This is a genomic window from Mycoplasma sp. 1654_15, assembly GCF_012516495.1.
In the GTDB taxonomy this organism is placed as follows: Bacteria; Bacillota_I; Bacilli_A; order Mycoplasmatales; family Metamycoplasmataceae; genus Mesomycoplasma.
In genome coordinates this window covers 898,973-923,061 of the sequence record NZ_CP051214.1, presented here as the reverse complement: position 1 = coordinate 923,061, position 24,089 = coordinate 898,973, and the positions used below count along the sequence as shown (strand labels likewise).

Sequence of the window (24,089 nt, the reverse complement as noted above, 5' to 3'; positions counted from 1 at the left end):
GTAAAGAGAAATTTAAATTTCTAAAAAATTTGATAAAATTTCTTCTTATCTAAATATAAATACCTATATTTTGTGGTATTATTTTAATTCAACATAATAACAAAAATAAGTAAAGGAACTAAAATGAAAAGAACATATCAACCAAATAAGTTAAAACATGTTAAAACTCATGGATTTAGAGCTAGAATGGAAACCGCAGACGGTAGAAAAGTTTTAGCATCTAGAAGAGCTAAAGGTAGAAAAAGATTAACAGTATCCGATAAATAATGTTAAATTTTAAAAAAGTTCGAAAAAACTGACAATTCCAAAACATAATTAATTTAAAACAACAAATAGTTAGTAAAGATCTTATTTTATACTACAAAAATTTTTTTCAGTTTGAACTTGGAATTTCAATTCCGAAAAAATTTGTAAATGCTGTAAAAAGAAATCACTACAAAAGACAAATCAAGGTAATTGTTCAAAATTACTTAAAAGAAAAAAAAGATTTTAAAGTTAATTTTCAAATAATAATAATTACTAGAAAAAACTTTTTAAACTTAGATTTTAAAACAAAAGAACAAAAAATAAAAAATATATTAAACGAATTAGAAAGTATATGAAACAGAAAAAAATAAGAGCTAGTGCTTATGATTATTTTCAAGGAAATAAACAAAGCGAAGATAAAAATAAACAAATTTTTAAAAGAATATTAAAGATTTTAAAAATAATTTTTTATTTCTGTATATTCGGAATAACACTGACAGGGTGTATTCAGTCTTTTGTTGTTAAAACTTCAACATCTTCAGGTTCTGGTACAGAATTTTACAAAAATAAAGAAGATATAATTCCAAACTATACAATTTTTGAAGCTAGTGTAAAAGATACAGAAACAAAAATTCAAAAAGCTACAAAAAGTAATAATTACCTAATTTCTGAAAAAGATTCTTCAATTTTGAAGCAATTAAGAGAACAAACAGAAGCAAATGGTAACACTTCCAACAATTATGGACAATATAGTTCTTTAATAATGTTTCATAATAATGATGGTACTTTTGAATATGCAAAAGGTGATAAAAATCAAGAGTTTTTATTTTTAAATTCAGAAGAAGAAAAATATCAACAAAAATTTAATTGAACTGATATTAAATTACCTTCACCTAAATTTTTTGATTTTATAAAAGATAAATATGCAGAAGAGTTTCAAAAAACTCAATTAGCAGTAAATCCTTTGTTGATTAATCAAGGAGATTTCTTTTATTCAGTAAGCAATACTGCTGAACCAACAAATGAAAAATACTTTACTTTTTCAAGAGACATAATTCAATTTTTATATAACAAAACCATTAATCTAGAAGAGTTTAAAACAAAACTTATTCCTTCTATTAATGCTTTAGAATCCTATAAAAATGAAGTAGATTTTGAAAAAATTAAAAATGAATTAAATAATAGTTCAGACCCAATTAAAAAAGAAGCAATACAAGTTTTAACTGATTATGCAACGCTTGCAAAAACAATTTTAATTCCAACTAAATTCACACAAATCGATCCAGTAAAAAACACTTATTCTTTTGCTTATAAACTAAATGAAAATAATTATTATAATTTCGAAGGAATAGCTTTTAGATCGGATACACCAAATAATCCTATTGTTATTTGATCTGATTCTTGAAAATTAGGACCTTTTTATTCTTTGATTGTTTTCCCATTATCTAAAATAATTTTAGGAGTGTCAGAATCTCAATCTACTTGAGAATTAAATGGTTGAACAACAATTTTTGCTATTATAGTAGTTGTTATTTTAACAAAAACAATTTCTTTCATATTTAGATTTAAAACAATTTTTGGTCAATCAAAACAAATTGAAATGCAAGCTAAAAAAGCAAAAATCGATGCTAAATATGAACCTTACAAGAAAAACAAAATGATGCAACAAAGACATAGACAAGAAGTTGCAGATCTCTATAAAAAGAACAACTTTTCACCTTTTGCACCATTTTCTCAAGTTCTTGTAACGATGCCAATTTTCATCGCTGTTTGACGTGTTATTCAAGGTATTCCAAGCTTAAAAGTAACCTACTGAGCAGGACTTGAATTAGCTTCAATTTCCTATCAAAAACTTTTTGAAGGTTTATGACAATACCTTCCAATTTTAATAGTAGTTGTAGTAGTTCAAGCTGTTCAACAAATCTTGCCGAGAATTTTAAATAAGAAAAATACCAACAGGATTATGAATCAAACAGAATCAGAAACGATGAAAAAACAACAAAAAACACAAAGAATTATTTCGATAGTTTTTGTCTTCTTTGGTGTATTATTCCAAGCATCATTACAAATTTATTGAATCATCGGTGGTATCTGAGAAATTGCTCAAACATTAGGTGTTCATTATCTTCAAAGATCCAATTTCTTTAAAGAAAAAATGAGACCTTGATTAACACAGAAAAAACTGTTATAATATATTAAAATAACATTTTTAAATTAAATAAAAGTAGTAAAATATAACTAGGGAGAAGATGGGTGGCATAGGCATCTTCCTACTTGAAAAATGGTGGGGTTTTCAAGTTTTAATATTAAGTAATAAATAGTCTAATAAAATCCATTACTTGATTAACATCTTGATTTTTTATTTTAATTATATTTCTAATTATTTAATGATTATATTAAATAATTCCTCCTATTTTATTTTTATTTTTATTTTAAATTGTTTTTTTATTATTTTTTTATTCAAGATGAAATCACTTTATAAAAATCTTATAGTATAGTAATCTTATGTTACTATATTGCCTAAACAACTTTATTTATACTTAATTTTATTAGCAGTTACAACTATTTATTTACGGACCTACTAAAAAAAGTTTAGTAGGTTTTTTTATTGTTTTTTGCCTTGTTAATTTATAATTTTAAGAAGTACTAAAGAGGAAAGATATGAGTAAGATAGATTCGTTAAAAACAAATTTTGATTCAAAAACCTTTATTTTTGAAATATTAGCTAGTTTTTTACTTATTTTATTCGTTTTACTTTCCTATTATTCTTTTTTTAAAAATAAGAAAAATAAAAGTTTAATTTTACTTTCCGGTATATTAACCTTTTCATTTTTCTCAACTTTATTTTTAACAATAGGTATTGCAGGTTTTGCAGCAAACTATCCGATAAAAGCTTTTTTATTACCTCAATTAGTTATATCAGATGCATTTATTTTAGGAATACAAAAAGATTTTAAAGGAGCTGTTTTAAGTAACGGAATAGCTTATTTATTAGGCGGACAACTATTAGGAGTTTTATTAGCTATTTTAGTGTTTTATTTTTTATTTAGATGTTTGGAAAAAATAAAAACAAATGAAGAAGAAAATAAATTAGATTTCAAAGAATTTTTGTTTATAAAAGAAGAAAAATTACTTGTTTTTACATTTAAAGAACTCTTTTTTATAACAGCAATGACTTTAGGTTTAATTGTAATTCCAAGAACCAGTGGAGCTGCTAATTTCACTATTTTCAACATTTATATTATAGAAATTTTCTTCATTTTCTTCTTATTAATTCTTTCAGCAAGATTTGGGTTCTTTACCTTTATTTTTTTCAAACACTGAATAGATTTAATTATTTTTATAGTTATTACACTAAAAAAATCTACTTTTAAAGATAACAAATCGCTAATTATAAATGTTTCTTTACAAAACGTAATTAGAACTTTGATTTGTGTTTTAGCTCCGATTATTATTTCACTTATTTTATTAGCAATTTCATCAAGTTCAAAACTCAGTTTTAAATTTACATAAGAATGGAAAAATATGAAAAAAATTAAATTATTAAAATCATTTGCATTGACTCTTATACCAACTTTAGCTTTTTCTTCTTTTGTTTCTTGCTTTCCAACAGAAGGACAAACACCAGCTAACAACTTTTTAGATATCAAAAATACCGAAAATAGTATTTTCATTCCTCAATATCAACTTGGAACCTTTTTAGAAAACAATTTTCAACAATTTGTGAATGTAAATTATGTATCAAATGAAGAACTAGATCAATCACAAGTTTTAATTTCTAACTTTAGACAAAATCTACTTCCCCACAAATATTTAGAAATTTTCATTGATAATAATGAACTAAATAAAGCGGTGGAAAACTTTAATAAAAACCAACCTAAAAACTTTAAACTTAATATTAAAAACTTTTCATACGAAATTTTATATTCACAAGTAAAAGAAAATGATAGAGACACTTCTGTTTTAGATGTTCCATTAAACATCAGATATTTTGATACTTCTGAAAATAATCCTTGAAAACGTGAACAAGATTTTGTTGTAACAAAACAAGTTCCAGGATTCAAGAAAAATGAAGAAAAACAAACACTGATAGATAAAGTTTTACAGTTAGATAGTCAAATAAATCCAGAAAATGCAGCTAAATTTGATGTAAAAAATAAGTCAAAATACTCAACCCTTGAATTAGTAAAAATATTAAATTCTAAACTACAAATCAAATATACAGAATCATTAGTCCCTGAAAAAGAAACAGATCAAAAATTCATTGAAAAAACTAAATACTTAAACAGAAAAATCGATGACATTGCATTTGTTGGTTCTGACAATGAAAAAGATCTAATTTTTAATTTACCAACAATCGAAGACGGTGTAAATTATTATCTTAAAGATGCAAAAATATCTGATACTGATTTTTCAAAAATCGAAATCACACTAAGAGGAGTGGCTGCAAAAAATGATAAAGTTTATTCTTCTTTAGATCTTCATTTTACTATCGGTTCTACAGAGAACAACAAATTCAAAGATTTAACTGAAGAAGAATTTTTTGAACTAACCAAAGAAAAAATTGATATTAAGTTAAAAAACCATATTTCAGCTATAAATTATCCTTGAGATAAAACAAGTATTTATGACTTCGAAATTAAAAATACAAATCCAAGATATGAAGAAGAAATTGTTTCAGTTTTATCTACTTCACAAAAAAACAGATCAGCAAAACTAGCTATACAATTAACTGACAAGAAAAATTTTTCTAACCAACCTATTTACATTGAAAAAGAAGTAGGATTACCAAAACACTTAGAATTATTTGATAGAGAAAACACAGACATAGCGCAAAAGTTAGATAAACCAGAAAGAGCTCATTTAACCATTCCTGAATTACCAAGAGAAAACTTATTGCAAATAACCAATTCAGTAAACCAGTTAGCAAATTCATTTGCTACTCCTGGAGGTTACCAAGAATTTAGAACATTCTATACTAGTCCACAATTTACAGCAGCTTTACACATAGGAGAAGATGTAATAGTTGATGCAGGGATGATTTTAAAAACCTTTGCAAAATCCAAAGTTATAAGTGCATATTACTTAGAAAACAACGCCCCAGGGACTGGAATTGGTGCACAAGTAACTTTAGAAGTTAAAGTAAAAGATTTAGATATTGATCAAAAAATCAAAGATAATCAATTAAGAAATGTAGATTCATTAATCTTCTTTTTCATTCACTTAGATCCTTCATTTTTAAGTCAATTAGGTACTGTAACTACAGAAACAATAGGAACTAGAAAATTCCAAATAGTTAAAGATATTACACCAAAAACTCCTTTATATTTAGAGAAAGATCAACCTTTTGGAAAAATAGGAACTACAGAAGTAAACGGAGGTTGAACTCCACATGTGCATATGGAAGTTTATCCAGTTTATTATGAAGTAAGTGATTCTAAAAAACAAGAAGCAAAAACATTTTTAAATTGAGATTACATTCCAACTAATTTTAGTACTTTAAGAATCGCTGACAAAAGATTTTCTACTTATGACAAAAATCCAACAACTATAAAAGCAACGGGAGTAAAAATTTCGCAAGCCAAAGAAGTTCCTTTAAAATTCAACAAAGACGGAACAGCAATAAGACAACCTAAAACAAAACAAAAAAATAATACTCAAACCCCTGAAGCAAGCAAAAATAGAGACTATCCACGTTTAATTTTTGATGAATTTAACAAAGAACAATCTCTAAATCCAAATTATATTTTCCAATTCAGAACAGATGATCAATCCACAGTAAGATTAGAGTCTTTATATTCTGAAGCAGAAGATAATACAAACAAATAAGGAAATATATGAAAATCAAAAAAATAAGTAAAAAATTACTTTTTAGTTCAATAAGTACAATTGCTTTGTTTTCCACTGTTTTAGTTTCTTGCGGGAACGAAAATGAAGAAAAACCTACACAAATAGATGACAAAGATAAAGCTTCAAATAATCAAAGCGAAACTTCTAATAATCCAAGCAAAAGCACAAATACAGCTGCTGAACAAAATTTAACTAAAGAATTACAAGAAGTTCACAATAAATTCATAGCTGAAAAAGTAAAACCATTTATTGAAAATAATTCTGATACAATAACAAAACTACTAACTAATTTATTATCTAATCAAATTCAAGTGAAATTGAATATTCAATCAAACACTTCAGAAAATGAAGGAAATTTATTTACCAATCCAAATTTCTCACCTTTAATAACTCAATCATTAACTTTAATGAATGATTACGAATCAAGTCTTCAAAATACTAAAACTAAAGCAGAACTTGTTCATATAGATTTAAAAAAATTAATAAAACAAGAATCAATTGAAAAATTTAACAGAGTATTAGCTAAATTAAAATCCAACGAATTTGAAAAAGCAGATTTACCTGAAAATCTTGATAACATCAAAACAGATCAAGATTTCGAAAATATTGTAAACAAAAATATAAATAAATTACTTGCAGAATTATTAGAAGAAAAACAAGCCTCTATTAAGGAACAATTAGATAAATTGTCAAAAGAAGAACTTAGTGTACAATCAAGCAACATTTTAATTACATTTCTTCCTGAATTACTAAAACTCCAAACAAAAATTAATAAATTAGGAGATTTTACTTCTAATTATATTAAAAAATTACACCCAAATCCAACTAAGACTGACATAGATAATTTTTCTAATTCAACACTTAAAAAAATAATTGACGACACAATAACAAAATATAAAACTTTACTAGAAGCCTAGAGTTTAAATAACTTAATAATTACTAAAAATCCTATAAATTGAGTTGGTACCCTTTTCTTCTAAAATTTTTTGAGTGTTTTAATTAATTATAATTTGAAATGAATGTTTCCCTAAATTGAATGGGAGACATTCATTTTATTTTGTCTTTAATTCGTTTGTGATTGTAATAATAAATATAGTTTGCAATTGCTTTGTGAAGTTGTTTAAAAGTTAAAAATTCTTTTTCGCGACCATAAAAACATTCTCTTTTTAATGTTCCAAAAAACGATTCAATAACGCTATTATCTAAACAATTTCCTTTTCGAGACATAGACTGAATTATTCCTTTTTGTTTTAATTTTTCTGAAAATTGTCTATGTTGATACTGTCAACCTTGATCACTGTGAAAAATTAAACCTTCAAGATTTTTGTGTTTGGAAAAAGCTTTTTGAAGCATTTTTCTAATTTGTTGGATGTTAGCACTTGTAGACAAATCTCAAGCAATAACTTCACCATTAAACATATCTAAAATTGGTGATAAATATGCTTTTCCAAATGGTCCGCTAAATTCAGTTACATCTGTAGTTCATTTTTGATTTGGTTGAGTTGCGACAAAATTTCTATTTAAAATGTTGTCTGCAATTTTGCCAACAGTTCCTTTGTAAGATTTGTATTTTCTTCTAGGACAAATTGCTTTGAGATCGAATTTTTCCATTAATTGCGAACTTTTTTAAGTCCAATTTTATAGCCTCTATTATTAAGTTCAGCTTTTATTCTTCTTTTTCCATATCTTGCTTTATTTTCATCAAAAATAAGCTTCATTTGGCTTATAATTTCTTCATTTTTCTTGTCAAAATCTTCTTTTTGAGTTCATAATAAAAAGTAGATATAGGAATAGAAAACTCTTTTAATACTTGAGTTAAGCGAAGGTTTTTGTCAGCTTTTACTCTATTATAAATTTTTTTTTTTTTCTTGCCTTGGTTGATTTGAGTCAAAGATCTCTACCAAGGCTTTTCACTTTTTTAGTACTTCATTTTCCTTTTTTAAAAGTTTAATTTCTTTTTCAAAGTTTTTTTTCTCTTTTTTAAAATGCTTGAGTTCTTCTTTAAGAAGTTTCAGTTCTTCATATACAGATAATGAAGAATTTGATTGATCTTGACTATTTAAATTTTTTGAAACTTTTGAATGTTTATCATTAATAATTTTAGATTTCATTATTGGTCTTCCTTTGTTTAATTCTAAACCACTAATTCCCGATTCTAAATATTTTTTCTTTCAAAAAGATATTTGACTTGGATTAAGATTATTTTCAAGTGAAATTTTAATTATTGGTTCACCAGCTAAAAATCTTTTAACAACACTAAATCTTTCATCTATAGTCCATTCTTTATTTCGTGGATTTTTCTTAAGACCTTCAACTCCTAATTTGTCATAAATTTTTTCTCAAAACTTTACTTGCTTTAAAAAAATTTTCTGACTTGTATTAGCAAAATCGGGCTTTTTAATTTCAATTCCTTTTTTGTATTTTTTTACACATTCTATTTTAAATTCTAATGAATATTTCATAAAAAATCCCCTTTTCTATTTTCCTAAGAAAAGGGGATCTGCTCAAATTTATAGGATTTTTTATTTATTTTTTCTTCATTTTTGAAGAAAAAATCAAAAAATTTTACTAAATCTTGCAAAAAAAAAAAAAAAAGTAAAATTATTGCAATATTCGGCTTATGAATATTAAATATAAAGATAATTATGCTTAATAAAATAGCGAATAAATAAAACACATAATTATTAATAATTACACAAATATATATAAAAGGAAAAGTATGAAAATTAAAAAACTTTTATTTTCTTCAATGTCTATTGTTTCTTTATTTTCAGCAACGTTAGCAATATCATGTGGTCAAACAACTACGCCTTCTAATCCACCAGCTGACAACGGAAATAACACTTCTCAACCAACCCCCCCCAAATGGAGGAAATAACACTTCTCAACCAACCCCCCCATCTTCTACTCCACCATCTGACAACGGACAAAAACAAGTTGATAATGGTGAAACTGATGATGCAACAATAGAAGAAACTGAAGAAGCACAACCATCAGTTCTTGTTGCAGAAACCAGTGAAGAAAAAGCAATAAGTGAAAAATCATTAAATGAAAATGAACAAAATATTGAAAAAGAGATAATTGAAACTTATACAAAAGATTTTGTTCCAAATGTAACAGATATGATTAAAAACTATTCAAGTGTTGTTCAATCATTTGTAAATAAAATAAAGGGTAAATGATCTAAGAAAAATTCTGAAGAAATTTCAGATTCTGATTCAAATTCTAGCGAATTTACTAAAGCTAAAAATAAAGTTGCTAGTTTTTCTACAAAACTCAAAGAAATTGAAGCTAAAGCTAAAACAAAAGGTGTACAATTTGTTCCAATTCTACAAAAAGTTTTAATTTCAAACCTCATAAATTTAGGTAAAGGTTTTAAATCCGAAAGAGATAAATTTGAAAAAGATTTACCAAAAGCAAAAGAAATTAAAACACAACAAGAAGTTAATAGCCATTTAAGCTCCAATCTTAAGTATAATATGTTTGATAGTGGAATAAAATTAACAGATCAAGCAAGAAAAGAAATTACTAAAATTCAAAAATTAGATGATTTAAAGAAATTACCAACAAAAATATTAAAAACATTTGGTAAAAGCCTTACTACTCCTATATTTAAAATTTGATCATTTTTAAACGGAGTTAAAAAATTAGGTATTGATAATAAAACCACTATTGTAAATAACACAAAAGACGCTGCAATATATGTTTCTACTAAAACAAAAGAAATAGCAACTGCTAAACCAAATAAACAAACTGGTAGATAAAAAGAAGAAAAAAAATAGATAAAGAAATGAGGTGGTACCCTTTTCTTCTAAAATTTTTAAGTGTTTTAATTAATTATAATTTGAAATGAATGTTTCTCTAAATTTAATGGGAGACATTCATTTTATTTTGTCTTTAATTCGTTTGTGATTGTAATAATAAATATAATTTGCAATTGCTTTGTGAAGTTGTTTAAAAGTTAAAAATTCTTTTTCAGTGACCATAAAAACATTCTCTTTTAATGTTCCAAAAACGATTCAATAACGCTATTATCTAAACAATTTCCTTTTCGAGACATGGACTGAATTATTCCTTTTTGTTTTAATTTTTCTGAAAATTGTCTATGTTGATACTGTCAACCTTGATCACTGTGAAAAATTAAACCTTCAAGATTTTTGTGTTTTGAAAATGCTTTTTAAAGCATTTTTCTAATTTGTTGGTTGTTAGCGCTTGTAGACAAATCTCAAGCAATAACTTCACCATTAAACATATCTAAAATTGGTGATAAATATGCTTTTCCAAATGATCCGCTAAATTCAGTTACATCTGTAGTTCATTTTTGATTTGGTTGAGTTGCGACAAAATTTCTATTTAAAATATTGTCTGCAATTTTGCCAACAGTTCCTTTGTAAGATTTGTATTTTTATCAGAACAAATTGCTTTGAGATTGAATTTTTCCATTAATCTGCGAACTTTTTAAGTCCAATTTTATAGCCTCTATTATTAAGTTCTGCTTTTATTCTTCTTTTTCCATATCTTGCTTTATTTTCATCAAAAATAAGCTTCATTTGGCTTATAATTTCTTCATTTTTCTTGTCAAAATCTTCTTTTTGAGTTCATAATAAAAAGTAGATATAGGAATAGAAAACTCTTTTAATACTTGAGTTAAGCGAAGGTTTTTGTCAGCTTTTACTCTATTATAAATGTTTTTATTTTTCTTGCCTTGGTTGATTTGAGTCAAAGATCTCTACCAAGGCTTTTCACTTTTTAGTACTTCATTTTCCTTTTTAAAAGTTTATTTTCTTTTCTAAGAAGTTTCAGTTCTTCATATACAGATAATGAAGAATTTGATTGATCTTGACTATCGGAATTGTTTGATATTTTTGTAGATTTATTATTATTAATCTTAGATTTCATTATTTGTCTTCCTTTGTTTAATTGTAAACCACTAATTCCCGATTCTAAATATTTTTCTTTCAAAAGATATTTGACTTGGATTAAGATTATTTTCAAGTGAAATTTTAACAATTGGTTCACCAGCTAAAAATCTTTTAACTATGTTTAATCTTTGATCTATAGTTCACTTTTTATTTCGTGGTTTTTTCTTAAGTCCTTCAACTCCTAATTTGTCATAAATTTTTTCTCAAAAAATTACTTGATTTAAAAAATTTTTCTGACTTGTATTAACAAAATCGGGTTTTTTAATTTCAATTCCTTTTTTGTATTTTTTTACACATTCTAATTTAAATTCTAATGAATATTTCATAAAAAATCCCCTTTTCTATTTTCCTAAGAAAAGGGGATCCGCTCAGAAATTTATCTATTTTTTTACAAAACTTATTTTATTATCATCAAAAATAGTATCAATTATTAAATAGTCTTGATTTTCTGAAGCATTGTTTAAATGGTTTTGAATATCAGTGTGAATACTAAATAAATAATTACTTAAAATATCAACAAAAATACTTTGAAAACAAGCGATCAAACCTCTAGCTCCTAAGGATTTGTCGTAAATTTGATTAATTTTAAAAATCAAAATTCTTCATTGTTCCTCATTTAATTCACTTAATTTAATGTTTTTTTCACGTTTAAGTCAATTGTTTAATTGATTAAATTTAGAAGTAATAATATCTTTTTTGATTTGATTATCACTTATAAAATTAAAAGGAACAATATTTTTGACACCGATTCTGTTTAAGATTTCAGGTCTTTTTAGTTCTTTATTAAAGTGATTTTCAACAGCTTTTGTAAAAGTTCTTCTTGTTTCTTCATCAGATAAATCACTACCTTGTTTTCCTACTTCGCTAACTCCTAAGTTAGAAGTAAAAATAATAAAAGTTTCTGAAAAATCAACTAATTCTCCTTTTGATGAAGTAAGACGTCCATCTTCTAAAATTTGTAAAAATTTATCCAAAATTCTTCCATGTGCTTTTTCAATTTCGTCGAATAAAACTATAGAAAAAGGCTTCTCTTTTATAGCATTTGTAAGTTGACCACCGGCTTCGTGACCTTCATAACCAGGAGGAGCTCCGATTAATTTTTGATCACTATGTTCTAAATTATATTCTGACATATCGAAACGAATTAAATGATTTTCACTACCAAAAATAAATTCAGCTAGTGCTTTAGAAATTTCAGTTTTTCCAGTTCCTGTAGGTCCTGTAAAAAATAAAATTCCTTTTGGCTTTTTCTTTGTTTCTAAAGAATTTAAGTCAGATAAACCAACAAAAGATCTTATTAAAGTTTCTTTAATTTTTTTGATAGCAAATTCTTGTCCTTTTACTCTTTTGCTAATTGTTGTTTCAAAATTTTCTAATTGTGAAGGAGAAATTTTTTCTCATTCAGACTGTTTTTTATTGAAAAATATAGTGGTATATAAAGACTTAAAATTTTCAAATTTAGAAATTTGAGAAACTTTTAAAAGTTGGACAATTTCCCTAAAAGATAAATCATTTGTAAGAGAAATAACTTCATCAAACTGAGAAGTGTTCACTTTTATAGGCTCTGTGAAGTTTTTATTAAATTCATCTTTTAAAATAATTTCAAAAATTTTCTTTCTTTCTTCACTGTCCGGTTTTGCTATAGAAATGAAGTTAATTTCAGGATTTTTATTATAAATGACATTGTTTAAATCATCTTTGTTTTTGCATATAAAAATCAGTTTAAAGTTTGACTTTTTAACACCAGGAACATTATGTTCTAAGTTATCGATAAAAGTTTTGATTAAACCAGCTAAAACATTAATTGTAATAATTTGATCACTGTTTCGAGTTAGTAAATCACCTCAATCAATTATATAAACCCTTTTTTTATCTTTTTCATTTACTAAATCATTTTTGTAAGCATTCACTTCTTCAATTATAGAGTTAATAAATACTGTGATTGGCGGTATTTCATTCCCGGGATTTTCTAATTCTTCAGATAACAGATCGTCATCATTTTCATAACCTTGTTCTTTTAAAGGTTCGTCTTCTTCTTTTTTATTGTTTATTAATTCTTCGAGATTTCTATTTAAATTTGTAACTCCTGTACTAGGTGAAAAGTATTTAATAGTTTTGTAATCTAACTCTCTAAAAACTAAAGATAAAAACTTAGGTAAATCTATAAAAAAACTAGTTGGTACTTCGTTTAAATCTCTTAAAACTTCTTCTTTTTTAAAGAAATTTTTAATATCACTGATAAAAATATAATCAAAAATATTTTCAGAAAGAAGCAAGATATTTTTTTGAGCTGATTTTACAAAAATAGATTCTAATGCTTTATAAAAACTCATTTTTACCTTGTCCTTGACTTAACAACGGAAACTCTTGTTGTTGGTTTATCAGTTTTTAAATCTCTTTTTACCTTCATATCTTGTATGCTATAACCATTTTTCTTAATATCTTCTACAATTTTATTAGCTGATTTTTCACAAGCGTGACCAATGTAATTTCCCATTTTGTATGAAATTTCTAAATTACCGTCAACAACTACATCTACATAATTGTTGTTTTTGTTTACAAACCTAAACACTTTTCTAATAATTCCTTTATCAGAAAGACTAGTTTTTAATACTTTATTTAAAACGAAACCTTCAGATTCTTTTAAAGACTTAGCAACTACTTTCACTAAAGAATTAATTTTTTGAATTTCTTCTTTTCTTGTATTTATTAAATAAACTAAATCTGAAATATCTTCAAAATTATTGTATTGTTTAATGAAATTTTTTAATTCATATCTAATTTCTGAAGATTCTTTTTCAAGATTTTTATCTATTCAATCAAACATCTGTTTTCTAAAAGAATTTAATTTTTCTTGATCTACTTCTCTTTTTAAAAATTCTGTGATTGTACTTTCTATTAATTCATTTGTAAGTGTAGAATTAGTGGTTTCTAAGTATTCAATCGCTTCATAAGCAACAATTCCGTATTGAGTATAAAACTGGAACACATTTACTTTTGCATTTTTAGAAACTCTATCTAAATAAGCATTAATTTCTTTATTTCAATCTAAATTAGAAATTCTTTTAGATAAACTATCGAGTTGTCTTAATCAATCCAGTCTAATATAATTTCTAATTCCTTGTCCTTTTTGAAAAGTGTTTCTTAATTCTTTTAATTCTGTATAGTAATTTTCTAAATTTTCTTGAAAATTTTTATCAAGTACATTCGATTCTCTTAAATCTTCAATTTCTTTTAATAAAGAATCGCATTTTTTAATTTCTGGTTCATTTAAAGTTAAATAAGTAATTTGTGACATTTTGTCCCCTTTATTTGTTCATTTTAAAATTTATTTATTTTTTTGTTTTTTGCTTGTTTTTTCTAACTTAAGTTGTTCTTCAAGTTTTCTTCTTCAAGCTTTTGTTGTTCTTCTAATTTTCTTCTTTTTTCTTCTTCAATTCGAAATGTGGTTATTTTATTAGTAATTCCTTTTAATTTTCTAGATAATAGTAAATATTTTTTATATTCTTCTATAGTGAATTCCTTGTTTTCTTCTGTCTTATGAAATATGCCATTTCTCCAATTTCTTAATTCTTTCAAAATATTTCCTTCTTCGCTAGTAATTGCTCCCTTTTTAAATAAAGCATCCACTTCTATAATTAGATTTTCGATTTTACCATCACTTATACTTTTTTCTATTTCTGTATTGCAGTTATTTGCTAAAACCATACACTCCTTTTTTAAATCTTGTTGATAAAAAGTAGAAATTTGTAATACTTCATCACTAAATTTTTCGATTTCTGGAATATCTACAAAAGCCTTATTTTTAGTACAGAAAGTTTCTACTTCCTTAATAAATTGATTAAATTTATTAATTTCCATTTCGCAATTTCTTTTAACAGCAAACATCTGATCTTCTTGAAATTTAGAAATATCTTTATTTTTAAAAGTGTAAACAATTTCATCAAGTGAATTTTTAAGTTCTTTATATTTGTTTTTTAAATCTTCAACAGATTTTGTTAAGCTTCAATATTCTAAAAACGGTAAGTTATTGAAAGTGATTTTTTCAAAAATAAAGTTTTCAAAACAAAACTCAAAAATCTTATTATTTTTATAAGATAAGGCATTGGTTTTTGCATCTTCTATTAAACGTTGTTTAATATTTATCCCTTTCTTATCTAAAAGTTTTAAAAAATCTTTAGCAATATTTTCGTTTCTACTTCATAAATCAAAAACATTTCAATCTTCAAAAATATCTTCAATTTTAAATAAAGATGAACCAACAACTCAATTAAACCATTTTTCAAAAAGTGTTGGATTTTTAGTAGCTTGAGAATAAAAAAACTCTTTTATAAAATCAGGTATTTGCGCATACTGTTTTAGATCAATTTCTTCAATATTGTGAATTTTATTTTGTAAAAAATCTAGTACAATCTTTTTTAAAATTAATTTATTTCCTTCATCTTGTTCTTCAAAATTAACATTTACAAAATGTGGTGAAATTTCAAAATTTATATTTCTATTTTCTTCTTGATTATTAATGATTGTTAAATATTTTTTGTTAGATTCAAAAATAAAATTTAATTCTTTCTTTTCATTTCAGTAAACATTATTTCAACCTAACTGAGATAAAACGTTCATTTTATCTTTTCACTTTTCAATTTGAGAAGGAATTAATAGTTGTTTTTTAAATTTGTCTAGAATATGTGTCTCTATTTTTATGCAAGCATCGAGTTTTTTTATTATAGATTTAAAAAACTCATCTATCTGTTTTTGAAAATAATTCGAAGAATCAATTTCCGGTTGAGAAATATAATTTACAATAATTTCGCTCGATTCATTTGTAGGTTCTCAAGTATATACATCAGAACTGTTATAAGCAAAGGAAATATTTTGCATTATAAAATTTATATTTTCATTATCTAATTCTGTTTCAGTAGAAGATAAAACAGTTTTATTATCTTTTTTATATTTTTCAATAATTTCTGAAATTGCAATAGCTCTTTTTCTTCTTTTTTCTTTGTGTTCTTCTATATTTACAAAATTTTTAACATATCCTCTGAGTTCTTCAAGCAACTCTTTATTGTATTCAATAGCTTGTACATTTCTTCTTTCTCTATATTCTACTGCGCCATCTAATTCAGGGATTACATGAATGTATGCATAAGTTTTGTCTCTTCGATTTTCTGCTTCAAAAGATTTAAAAACATTTTTATCAAACAACTTTTTTAAGTCTTCATTTAAAGAAAGATCACCTACTAAAATGTCATTTAATTCAGTGTAATCAAATTCAGAATTTTGTAGTATTTTTTCGTTTAAAGCTTTATCTCTTAAGTTAACAATTTGTCTTTGAATTAAGTTTACAAGTAAAATTTGAAAATAAACAAACAACTTTTCTTTTATATTGTATTTTTCTTTAAATTCTTCTTTTAATGTTTTATCCAAATTAATGCTTTTATCCTTGATTTGACCACCATAAATAAGCGATAAAATAAAAAATTCTAACTTTTCTAATTCAACATGTTGTCTGTAAGTAAAATCAATTTGGTATTCTGCTATTGGTATTAAAAAATGTTCAAAACTAATCTTGCTCATATTGTTCCTCGGTGTTAATAATAGTGAAATTATTTCGTTGAAAAACATCGAAAATATTACTTAAAATATCAGAATTTATATTTTGATAATATCTAAACGCACCAACTAAAATTAATTTATTTCTTGCCCTAGAGATAGCAACGTTTATTCTTTCATCACTGTTTAAAAAACTTGTATCTCTTTTTATATCGCTGATAATTTTTCATTCTTTTGTTGAAGAATTTGGAGCATCTTCTAATTTATTTTTGGCTCTTATAAAGTCAACGATAATAATTTCTTTTTCACGACCTTGAAAGTTATCTATAGTGTCAACTTTTATTCCTTTGAATATTTCATCCTCAGCAAAAATTTGTTTAATTAAATAACTTTGATTTCTAGTTAAACAAATAACACCAATCTCTTTTTGAATATTTTTATAAATTTGTTTTTTATTATTACTTTCTATTATTTTTTTAACAATTTTTTTAATAACTTCAGCATTATATTCATTTACTGTACCAGTATTTTTTGCTTGGAAATTTTCTCTAAAAATAAAACTTCTTTGATCAAAACTTTCAGTTGCGGATTTAGAAGATTGAAATTGGTTGAATAAATAAAATGAAGACATTTCTGGAATAGAAGCTTTTGTAGGAATATTTACATTTTTTTCTCTTAATTTTTTAATATAAGAATCATGTAGATAAGAAGTGTCAAAAATTATAGGATTTATAGCATCTAAATTGTTGTGTACTCACTCGAAAGGCATACCTTTAAAGTCTCTAGGTTGTGCAGGTAATTTTAATTTTTCCCTAAAATCGTAGCTGACATTAACAACTTTCATAATTTCTTGAGAAAATCTGTGAGAAGTGTTTAAAAATTCATATGTGCTATCTGAATTTAAATTTTTTAGTTGATTTGCTTGCGTTTTAAAGAAAGAATTTTTATAAAGTTGTTCAATTTTTAAAGCAAATCGTTTATCTTTTATATCTTTTATATAACTAAATTCTGAATCTTCTTCTTCTTCATATTGATTGGTTAGAGAATAGGTTTGAATTGGTTGTTCAGGCAGTTCATCGTAAATTTGGTTAATAATATTTGGTTCGAATTCACTAGAAGGAGGAAGTTGCTTGTAATCTCCTGAAAAAATAACTTTTTCAGCTAATATAATTCTTACAAAAATTTCAGGAGTAGAAGATTTTGAAATCTCATCAATAATAACAACACCAATCGGATATTCAGTAAATAAATCTTTAGGTTCTACGTCAGCAACACCGACACCATTTTTATCAGATAAATTAATTTTTGTACTTGCGGTTGTAGTGATACCAATAACATTTATTAAGTTATTTTCAAAAACAAATTTATTAAAATCACTTTCTAAATAATTGTTTTTTTCATTGGTATTTTCTTTATAAGTTTTGTATAAATCCTTTAAAAATGAAGCATTTTTTGTTGAATCTTTGTTCAAAATTTTGCTTTTTAGTTCTTTAAAATTTTTAGCGCCCCAAACATTAATATTATTATTTTTAGCAAGTTTAAACAAATCATCTATCAAACTTAAAACTTGATTACTTTTAATTCTATTTTTGTGTGTTCCAATGTAATAATTGTTTATGGAATTTATGTTATTTATATCAAAACCTTCTTTTATTAAATGCTCTTTTTCAAATTCAAAAACAACATTTTTTTCTATTCTTTCGATTAATGTATCCAGATAAGTGCTAAATCCAAAGTATTCTTCAACATTCAAGTTTGTTTTTTCGATTCATCCTTCAATTTCCGATATTTTATCTTGTAAAATAGAATTTTCTTCTTGTGGATTTTCTAATCAATGCTCAATTTTAGAAATGAAATTAGGATAAATTTTTGAAGTTTGAAAGTCGTTGCTTCTTTTAGAGTTATAGTCAAATTTAAAGATTATATAGTTAGGATTATTAAGATTATTTTCATTTAAACGATCCATAAAATTTTCTATGGCTTCGTGTGTAGAAGATGTAATTAAAATATTTTCATCTCGTTTTATAAATTCTTCAGCCATTGCACAAATAGTTTGTGTCTTTCCTGTTCCCGGAGGACCTTGTAAATAAAACACATCTCTAGAAGCTATTGCTTTTTTAACGCTGTGCTCTTGTTTTTCGTTTAAGTGATATTTTTGTTTTGTACTTTGCTCTAACTGTGTGTTTCTTAAAAGTTCCGAATTAATAGTTTGTGGATCAAAAATTGAACGAACCATGTACGGATTTTTGTAAAATCCTTTATATATGTTTGCAAATGCACCTAAATATCTTCTGATTTTAGTAATAAAGCCTGTTTGATTGTCGTTAAGAGTAAAGATGATGTTACTTGTTTTATCTTTCAAAAAATCAGAAATTGGATAGTAATTTAAAGTAAAATCATCATTATCTTCACCTTTTTTAACACTTCATTTTATAGTAACATTTTTGTAAACAGTTTTTATACCTTTGAGTTTTTTTAAGCTTTGTAATCTTGTATTTTCTGAATTAAAAATGTTTTCATTAAATTCAATATCATTATTAATCATTGAAATTTCAGATTTTATTTGATTTTGAAAATTTAATAATTTACTTTCTTTTATTTTAAAATCATTTGTATTTGTCTTAATTTGGTCTTCAATCTCTTTTTTCTTTTGATTATTATTTACTATAAATTTGTTTATTTCGTTTAAAAAATCATCTGTATCAAAACGAGAAAGAACACTAATATTTTGTTCTTCAAAAGTATCAATTATTGTGTTATAAATATTTTCTAACTCTACAAGTTTATTTTGTTTTTGTCTGTTTTTTTGTTCAATTTTATTTTGATATTCAATTTCTGCATCTCTTTGTCTTTGTTCATAATCCGAAACTTCTTCTTCTTCAAATCGTGCAATAATTGTTGGAATAATTACCCTTTTTTCTATATTTTCTTTTTCTTCATTGATTTTTAAATACTTATTTAATAATTGATTATTATTATTTATTTTGTTAATTAAAGAATTATATTGAATTTGAGCCTCTTCAAATTCCATATTTATTTTTCTTCTTTTTTCTTCATTTTCTCTATATTTTTCAATTAATTCTGACTTTTGTGCTTTGGAAGAAGCAATAATATTTTCTAAGGCGTCTATTTCTTTTTGTCCATGATTTAAATATTCATTTATAGTTAATTTTTGATTCAAGTTATGAAGTTTAATAGTAAAAGATTTTCCTGTTCTTTCATCATTTAAATATAAATTTCTTTTTGTTGCAATATCTGAAGAATAAGAAAAAATAGTAAATTTCTCTTTATCAATTTCAGAAATATTAAAGTTTTTAGATTTATTATCTTCCATAAAAATAAAGTCTTTATCGTTATCTTTTATTTTGTCTAAAAAATGTTTTTGAGTTAAATCTAAAAGTTCATTTCAGCACAATTTACTACTATCTGTTGGACAAGTAAACGAAAAACGTTCCTTTAAATCATGTTTATAAATATCTAAAATTTTAGGAACTTTTTCACTAAAAAAATTAAGAAGTTCATCGTGGTTGCTTGGAGAAAAGCTAGAAATATTTTCTGGTGTTTTTTGTAAAAACTCAGGCTTGAAATCAGAATTGTGTATAGAATTGTTTAAATGAGTAAAATTCAGTAATGAAATTCTGTTTATAGATATAACAGGGTATTCAATAACAAAATTAAGGTTTGAAAGTGGGAATAACTCTATGTCGAAAAATAAAGCAGCTGTATTTTTACCCCCACTCTTTTTTAATGTTTTTATTTTTTCCAATAATTACAAAACCATCAAATTCAAGTCTTTTCTTTTTTTCTTTTTTATCTTTTAATTCATTAGCGAACCTTCTTGCTTTTAAATTAAGTCTTATTACTTCGTATTCTTCTAAATCAGAAAAATCCTTCAAAAATTGATGTAGTTTATTTTTTATATTTTTAATTTTTGGATAAACATTATCAAATTCACCACTCTTTTTAAGAGCATTTAAGAGTGTTATATCGTTTTCAAAAGCACCTCAACTTCTTTTTGCTACTCCAGATCTAATAGGTCTATCTCAGTGCCTTTCATCATAAAAAAATTTTAATGTAGTTGCCATATTTTCCTTAAACGAAAAAAACACAAAAAGTAAAACTTCTTGTGTTAAATTAAATAAATATTAATTTGCTGTTATATATATATATATATATATATATATTAATTCTCTCTTGTATCATCTTCATAAATTATAGTAGTTTTGATAATATAATTATAAAAATTATTAAATATTTTATTATTAATTTTAATAATTAAAAATATTGTTTAATTGTTATTAATTATAAAAAACAACCTATAAAAAAGAAGACTTTTAAAGTAAAAAGTCTTCTTTTTTATAGGTTAAGCTAATACCTTAATTATAGTTTTTCTCACAGTATCTTTGGTTGTATCAAATCTAGGACCATGAGCTTCATCAGCTAAAAATAAAGCAAACTCATCTTCTTTTAATTTAATAATATTATTTTCAAAATCAAGAATATCACCTTTGAAAAAACCTACATCTGTTTGATCTGAATATTCTTGTTGAGCTGTAGTTAAATGATCTTTTGCTAAGTGAATAAATTTTTCAGTGTTATCACCTGCAAAATGAATATCAATGTATTTTTGATGAAGTTCAAAAACAAAATTTTCTTTGTTTAAAGAAGGCATTACTCTATTAACAAAAAATACTTCTTTTTCCTTTATAGGAGTAATTCCTTCGGGTTGTTTTCTTCAATCGTTTTCTTGTAATCATTTAACAACAATTTCTAATCTTGGATTAATTTTTGTATATTTGTGAAGGTTTTTAATTTTATCTATAATCATATTAAATTACACAAGCCTCACATTCATCGTAGTTTTCTGAGTCTTCTAAAACTTCTTGTCTAATACGCACATAATAAATTGACCCACAACCTTTTTTAAATGCTCTAATATAAGCTTTGCTTAAGTCTCTAGTTGTTGCTGTATCAGTAAAGAATAAAGTTAAAGAAATAGATTGATCAATATGTTTTTGAGCTTCAGCCGCAATATCAATTATTGGATCTGGACCGAGTTCATAAGCTCCTAAAGCATAATATTTCATATTTTCTTGATTCATTTTGTAAGCAGGAACGTATACTCTACCAATTTTCCCTTCTTTTCTTGTTTCAACTGGAGCAACTACAGGTTGTAGACTTGGTGTACAAGAAGAAAGGTAAGAAATAGAACCAGTTGGCGCAACAGCCATTAAATGTGAGTTTGCAATTCCGACTCTTTTAATGTTTTCAACAAGTTCAATTCAGTCTTGTTTTGTAGGAATTGAAACTTTGTATTTCTCAAAAATTTCTTTGATTTTTTCTGTTTTTGGTTGATATTCTTTATCAGATACTTTAGTATATTTATCAAAATATGAACCATCAGCAAATTTAGATTCTTTGAAGTGTTCAAATGGACCAAATTTTTGAGCCAAAATTGATGAAGCTTTAAAAGCATGATAAGCCATTGTATAAAAGAAAATGTTAGTAAAATCAAGTGCTTCTTCAGAGTGATAATAAATATGGTTTGTAGCTAAAAATCCATGTAGGTTCATAGCTCCAAGTCCAACTGCATGATTTTTGTTGTTCCCATTTTCTATTGAAGGAGCAGAAGAAAGATCGGAGTTTCTAGATACATGATCAAGAGAAAGAATTGACTGGAAAACTAATTCTCCAAATTCTTTTCCACTTTCCATTGCTTTATCAATATTTAAAGAACCTAGATTACAACAAATATCTTCACCTTTTTTAGTAAAAGTAAGATCTGAAAGGTATTCAGAAGGAGTAGAAGGTTGAACAATTTCTGAACATAAATTAGACATAACAATTCTATTTTTATGAGCATTTCTTCTATTTACAGTGTCATCAAAAAGAATGTAAGGATAACCACTTTCAAAATGCAATTCTGCTATAGTTATAAAGAGTTTACGTGCATTTATGAAGGTTTTTTTAATGTTTGGATTTTCAACCATTTTGTAATATTCTTCAGTTATTGATATGTCAGAAAAAGCTTTTTTGTATTCTCTTTCTACATCATAGACACTAAATAAAGCCATGTCTTTGTTGTCTTTAGCAAGTTCAAAAGTGATGTCTGGAATTACAACACCAAGTGATAAAGATTTAATTCTAATTTTTTCATCAGCGTTTTCTCTTTTAGTATCTAAAAAACTTAAAATATCAGGGTGGTGAACATTTAAATAAACAGCACCTGCTCCCTGTCTTTGCCCTAATTGGTTAGCATAAGAAAAAGAGTCTTCAAGAATTTTCATAACAGGAATAACACCAGTTGCTTGATTTTGAATTTTTTTAATCGGTGCACCCATTTCTCTTAAGTTAGAAAGTAAAATTGAAACCCCTCCACCTCTTTTGCTTAATTGTAAAGAAGTAGTTACAGCTCTTGAAATAGATTCCATATTATCTTCAATACGAATTAAATAACAAGAAACGTATTCACCTCTATTTTTCTTTCCAGCATTTAAAAAAGTAGGAGTAGCTGGTTGAAAACGACCTAACATTATTTGTCTTAAAATACTTGAAGCTCTATCAACATTTCCTTTAGCTAAAAATAAAGCATTTAAAAGAGCTCTTTCTTCAAAATGTTCTAAATATTCTTGTCCATCATTAGATTTTAAAGCATAACTTGAATAAAACTTTAAAGCTCCCATAAATGAAGGAAAGTGATGTTTGTATTTATAAGCTTCTTCAGTTAGTCTTTCTAACTCTTCAAAAGTATACTCATTAATCACTGTTTCATCATAGTATTCGTTTTCAATTAATCAAGTAATTCTTTCTTTTACAGAGTTAAATTTTCTATATCTTGGTTCAATATGATGCTTAATATAACTATCAGCAGCTTGTTGATCATATTTATAAGAATCTTTATATTTTAAAAACAATTTTGATTTTGCATTTAAAGTAATGTATTCTTCAGAAACGCTCCCTGTTAATGACATACTTTCTGTTTGTTTTTTAGTCATAATATTCACTTCCTTCTTTATTATGTATAATTTCCTTCTTTTTCTTCACTAAAATGGAAAAATTTAGGAATTTTTGTTTCAAAATTTTTTTATTATGTTTTGTACATTTATTACATCTGCTTGTGTACCTATTAATTCAAATTGGTATAGTAAAGGTACTTGTAATTTTTTGGATAATATTGTTCCAGCAATAGCAAATGTGTCTCCAAAATTTGTATTTCCAGAGGCGATCACTCCTCTGCAAAATTTACGATTGGATTCTTTGTTTAAAAACTTAATAACTGGTTTAGGAACAGCTCCAGCTGAATCGTTTCCGCCACCACTATAAGTTGGACAAAAGATAACATAATCTCTATCTACTTCTAGCGATTCTTCTGGATTTACAGGAATTCTAGCATTTTCGAAACCTAATTTTTGTATAAATCTATGAGTGTTGTTTGAAATAGAAGAAAAATAAACTAAAAAAATCTCGCCTTCAGGTTTTTTAATAAATTTTTCATCTATTTGAATTATATCTTTGTGCATA

15 protein-coding genes, 2 pseudogenes and 2 other annotated features are annotated in these 24,089 nt (G+C 25.2%); of the genes and pseudogenes, 7 read left to right on the top strand and 10 right to left on the bottom strand.

The genetic code is table 4. The features are described from left to right. Positions 1-123 precede the first annotated feature (123 nt). The 6 genes from rpmH (at position 124) to HF996_RS03880 (ending at position 7,013) form a co-directional block, all read left to right on the top strand. Positions 124-267 (top strand): 50S ribosomal protein L34, encoded by a 144-nt coding sequence (gene rpmH / locus HF996_RS03905; RefSeq protein WP_168910715.1) that lies wholly within the window; start codon positions 124-126, stop codon positions 265-267. Next, on the top strand, positions 267-617 hold the full coding sequence (rnpA, locus tag HF996_RS03900) for a ribonuclease P protein component (RefSeq protein WP_168910714.1): 351 nt from the start codon (positions 267-269) through the stop codon (positions 615-617). The genes rpmH and rnpA overlap by 1 nt, the downstream gene beginning before the upstream one ends. Then, positions 599-2,437, top strand: a complete 1,839-nt coding sequence (gene yidC, locus HF996_RS03895) for a membrane protein insertase YidC (RefSeq protein WP_168910713.1) — start codon at positions 599-601, stop codon at positions 2,435-2,437. Before rnpA ends, yidC begins: the two co-directional genes overlap by 19 nt. A gap of 470 nt (positions 2,438-2,907) precedes the next feature. Then, a complete protein-coding gene (locus HF996_RS03890; protein WP_168910712.1) occupies positions 2,908-3,759 on the top strand; it encodes an MAG4940 family membrane protein in 852 nt (283 codons plus the stop codon). Positions 3,760-3,771: 12 nt separating this feature from the next. Beyond that, the gene (locus tag HF996_RS03885) at positions 3,772-6,075 is read left to right on the top strand and encodes an MSC_0775 family lipoprotein (RefSeq protein ID WP_168910711.1); all 2,304 of its coding nucleotides are present in this window, start codon (positions 3,772-3,774) and stop codon (positions 6,073-6,075) included. Between the two features lie 8 nt (positions 6,076-6,083). Beyond that, positions 6,084-7,013 (top strand): hypothetical protein, encoded by a 930-nt coding sequence (locus HF996_RS03880; protein WP_168910710.1) that lies wholly within the window; start codon positions 6,084-6,086, stop codon positions 7,011-7,013. A gap of 82 nt (positions 7,014-7,095) precedes the next feature. Here HF996_RS03880 and HF996_RS03875 read toward each other — a convergent pair. Next, positions 7,096-8,558, bottom strand: a pseudogene (locus HF996_RS03875) (IS3 family transposase). Continuing rightward, positions 7,944-8,028, bottom strand: a sequence feature (ribosomal frameshift element). It overlaps the preceding pseudogene by 85 nt. A 330-nt stretch (positions 8,559-8,888) precedes the next feature. Here HF996_RS03875 and HF996_RS04160 point away from each other — a divergent pair. Then, positions 8,889-9,860: a hypothetical protein gene (locus HF996_RS04160; RefSeq protein ID WP_254427718.1), complete on the top strand. Its 972-nt coding sequence runs from the start codon at positions 8,889-8,891 to the stop codon at positions 9,858-9,860. A gap of 69 nt (positions 9,861-9,929) precedes the next feature. On the opposite strand, the pseudogene HF996_RS03865 reads toward HF996_RS04160, so the two are convergent. The 9 genes and pseudogenes from HF996_RS03865 to nrdI form a co-directional block, all read right to left on the bottom strand. Continuing rightward, a pseudogene (locus HF996_RS03865) lies at positions 9,930-11,344 on the bottom strand (IS3 family transposase). Next, positions 10,776-10,859, bottom strand: a sequence feature (ribosomal frameshift element). (Overlaps the previous pseudogene by 84 nt.) A gap of 54 nt (positions 11,345-11,398) precedes the next feature. Beyond that, positions 11,399-13,351: an AAA family ATPase gene (locus tag HF996_RS04155; protein WP_254427717.1), complete on the bottom strand. Its 1,953-nt coding sequence runs from the start codon at positions 13,349-13,351 to the stop codon at positions 11,399-11,401. 2 nt (positions 13,352-13,353) lie between these two features. After that, positions 13,354-14,316 carry a hypothetical protein gene (locus tag HF996_RS03850; protein WP_254427716.1) on the bottom strand — a complete coding sequence of 321 codons (963 nt, stop codon included), beginning with the start codon at positions 14,314-14,316 and terminating at the stop codon, positions 13,354-13,356. Between the two features lie 62 nt (positions 14,317-14,378). Continuing rightward, the gene (locus HF996_RS04150) at positions 14,379-16,592 is read right to left on the bottom strand and encodes a hypothetical protein (RefSeq protein ID WP_254427715.1); all 2,214 of its coding nucleotides are present in this window, start codon (positions 16,590-16,592) and stop codon (positions 14,379-14,381) included. Beyond that, on the bottom strand, positions 16,579-20,334 hold the full coding sequence (locus HF996_RS04145; protein WP_254427714.1) for an AAA domain-containing protein: 3,756 nt from the start codon (positions 20,332-20,334) through the stop codon (positions 16,579-16,581). Before HF996_RS04145 ends, HF996_RS04150 begins: the two co-directional genes overlap by 14 nt. Continuing rightward, positions 20,297-20,653: a hypothetical protein gene (locus tag HF996_RS04140; protein ID WP_254427713.1), complete on the bottom strand. Its 357-nt coding sequence runs from the start codon at positions 20,651-20,653 to the stop codon at positions 20,297-20,299. Before HF996_RS04140 ends, HF996_RS04145 begins: the two co-directional genes overlap by 38 nt. Positions 20,654-20,931: 278 nt before the next feature. Further along, positions 20,932-21,396 carry a YhcH/YjgK/YiaL family protein gene (locus HF996_RS03825; protein WP_168910709.1) on the bottom strand — a complete coding sequence of 155 codons (465 nt, stop codon included), beginning with the start codon at positions 21,394-21,396 and terminating at the stop codon, positions 20,932-20,934. 1 nt (position 21,397) lies between these two features. Further along, positions 21,398-23,563: a class 1b ribonucleoside-diphosphate reductase subunit alpha gene (gene nrdE, locus HF996_RS03820; RefSeq protein ID WP_168910708.1), complete on the bottom strand. Its 2,166-nt coding sequence runs from the start codon at positions 23,561-23,563 to the stop codon at positions 21,398-21,400. A gap of 63 nt (positions 23,564-23,626) precedes the next feature. Further along, a complete protein-coding gene (nrdI, locus tag HF996_RS03815; protein WP_168910707.1) occupies positions 23,627-24,088 on the bottom strand; it encodes a class Ib ribonucleoside-diphosphate reductase assembly flavoprotein NrdI in 462 nt (153 codons plus the stop codon). Position 24,089 lies beyond the last annotated feature (1 nt).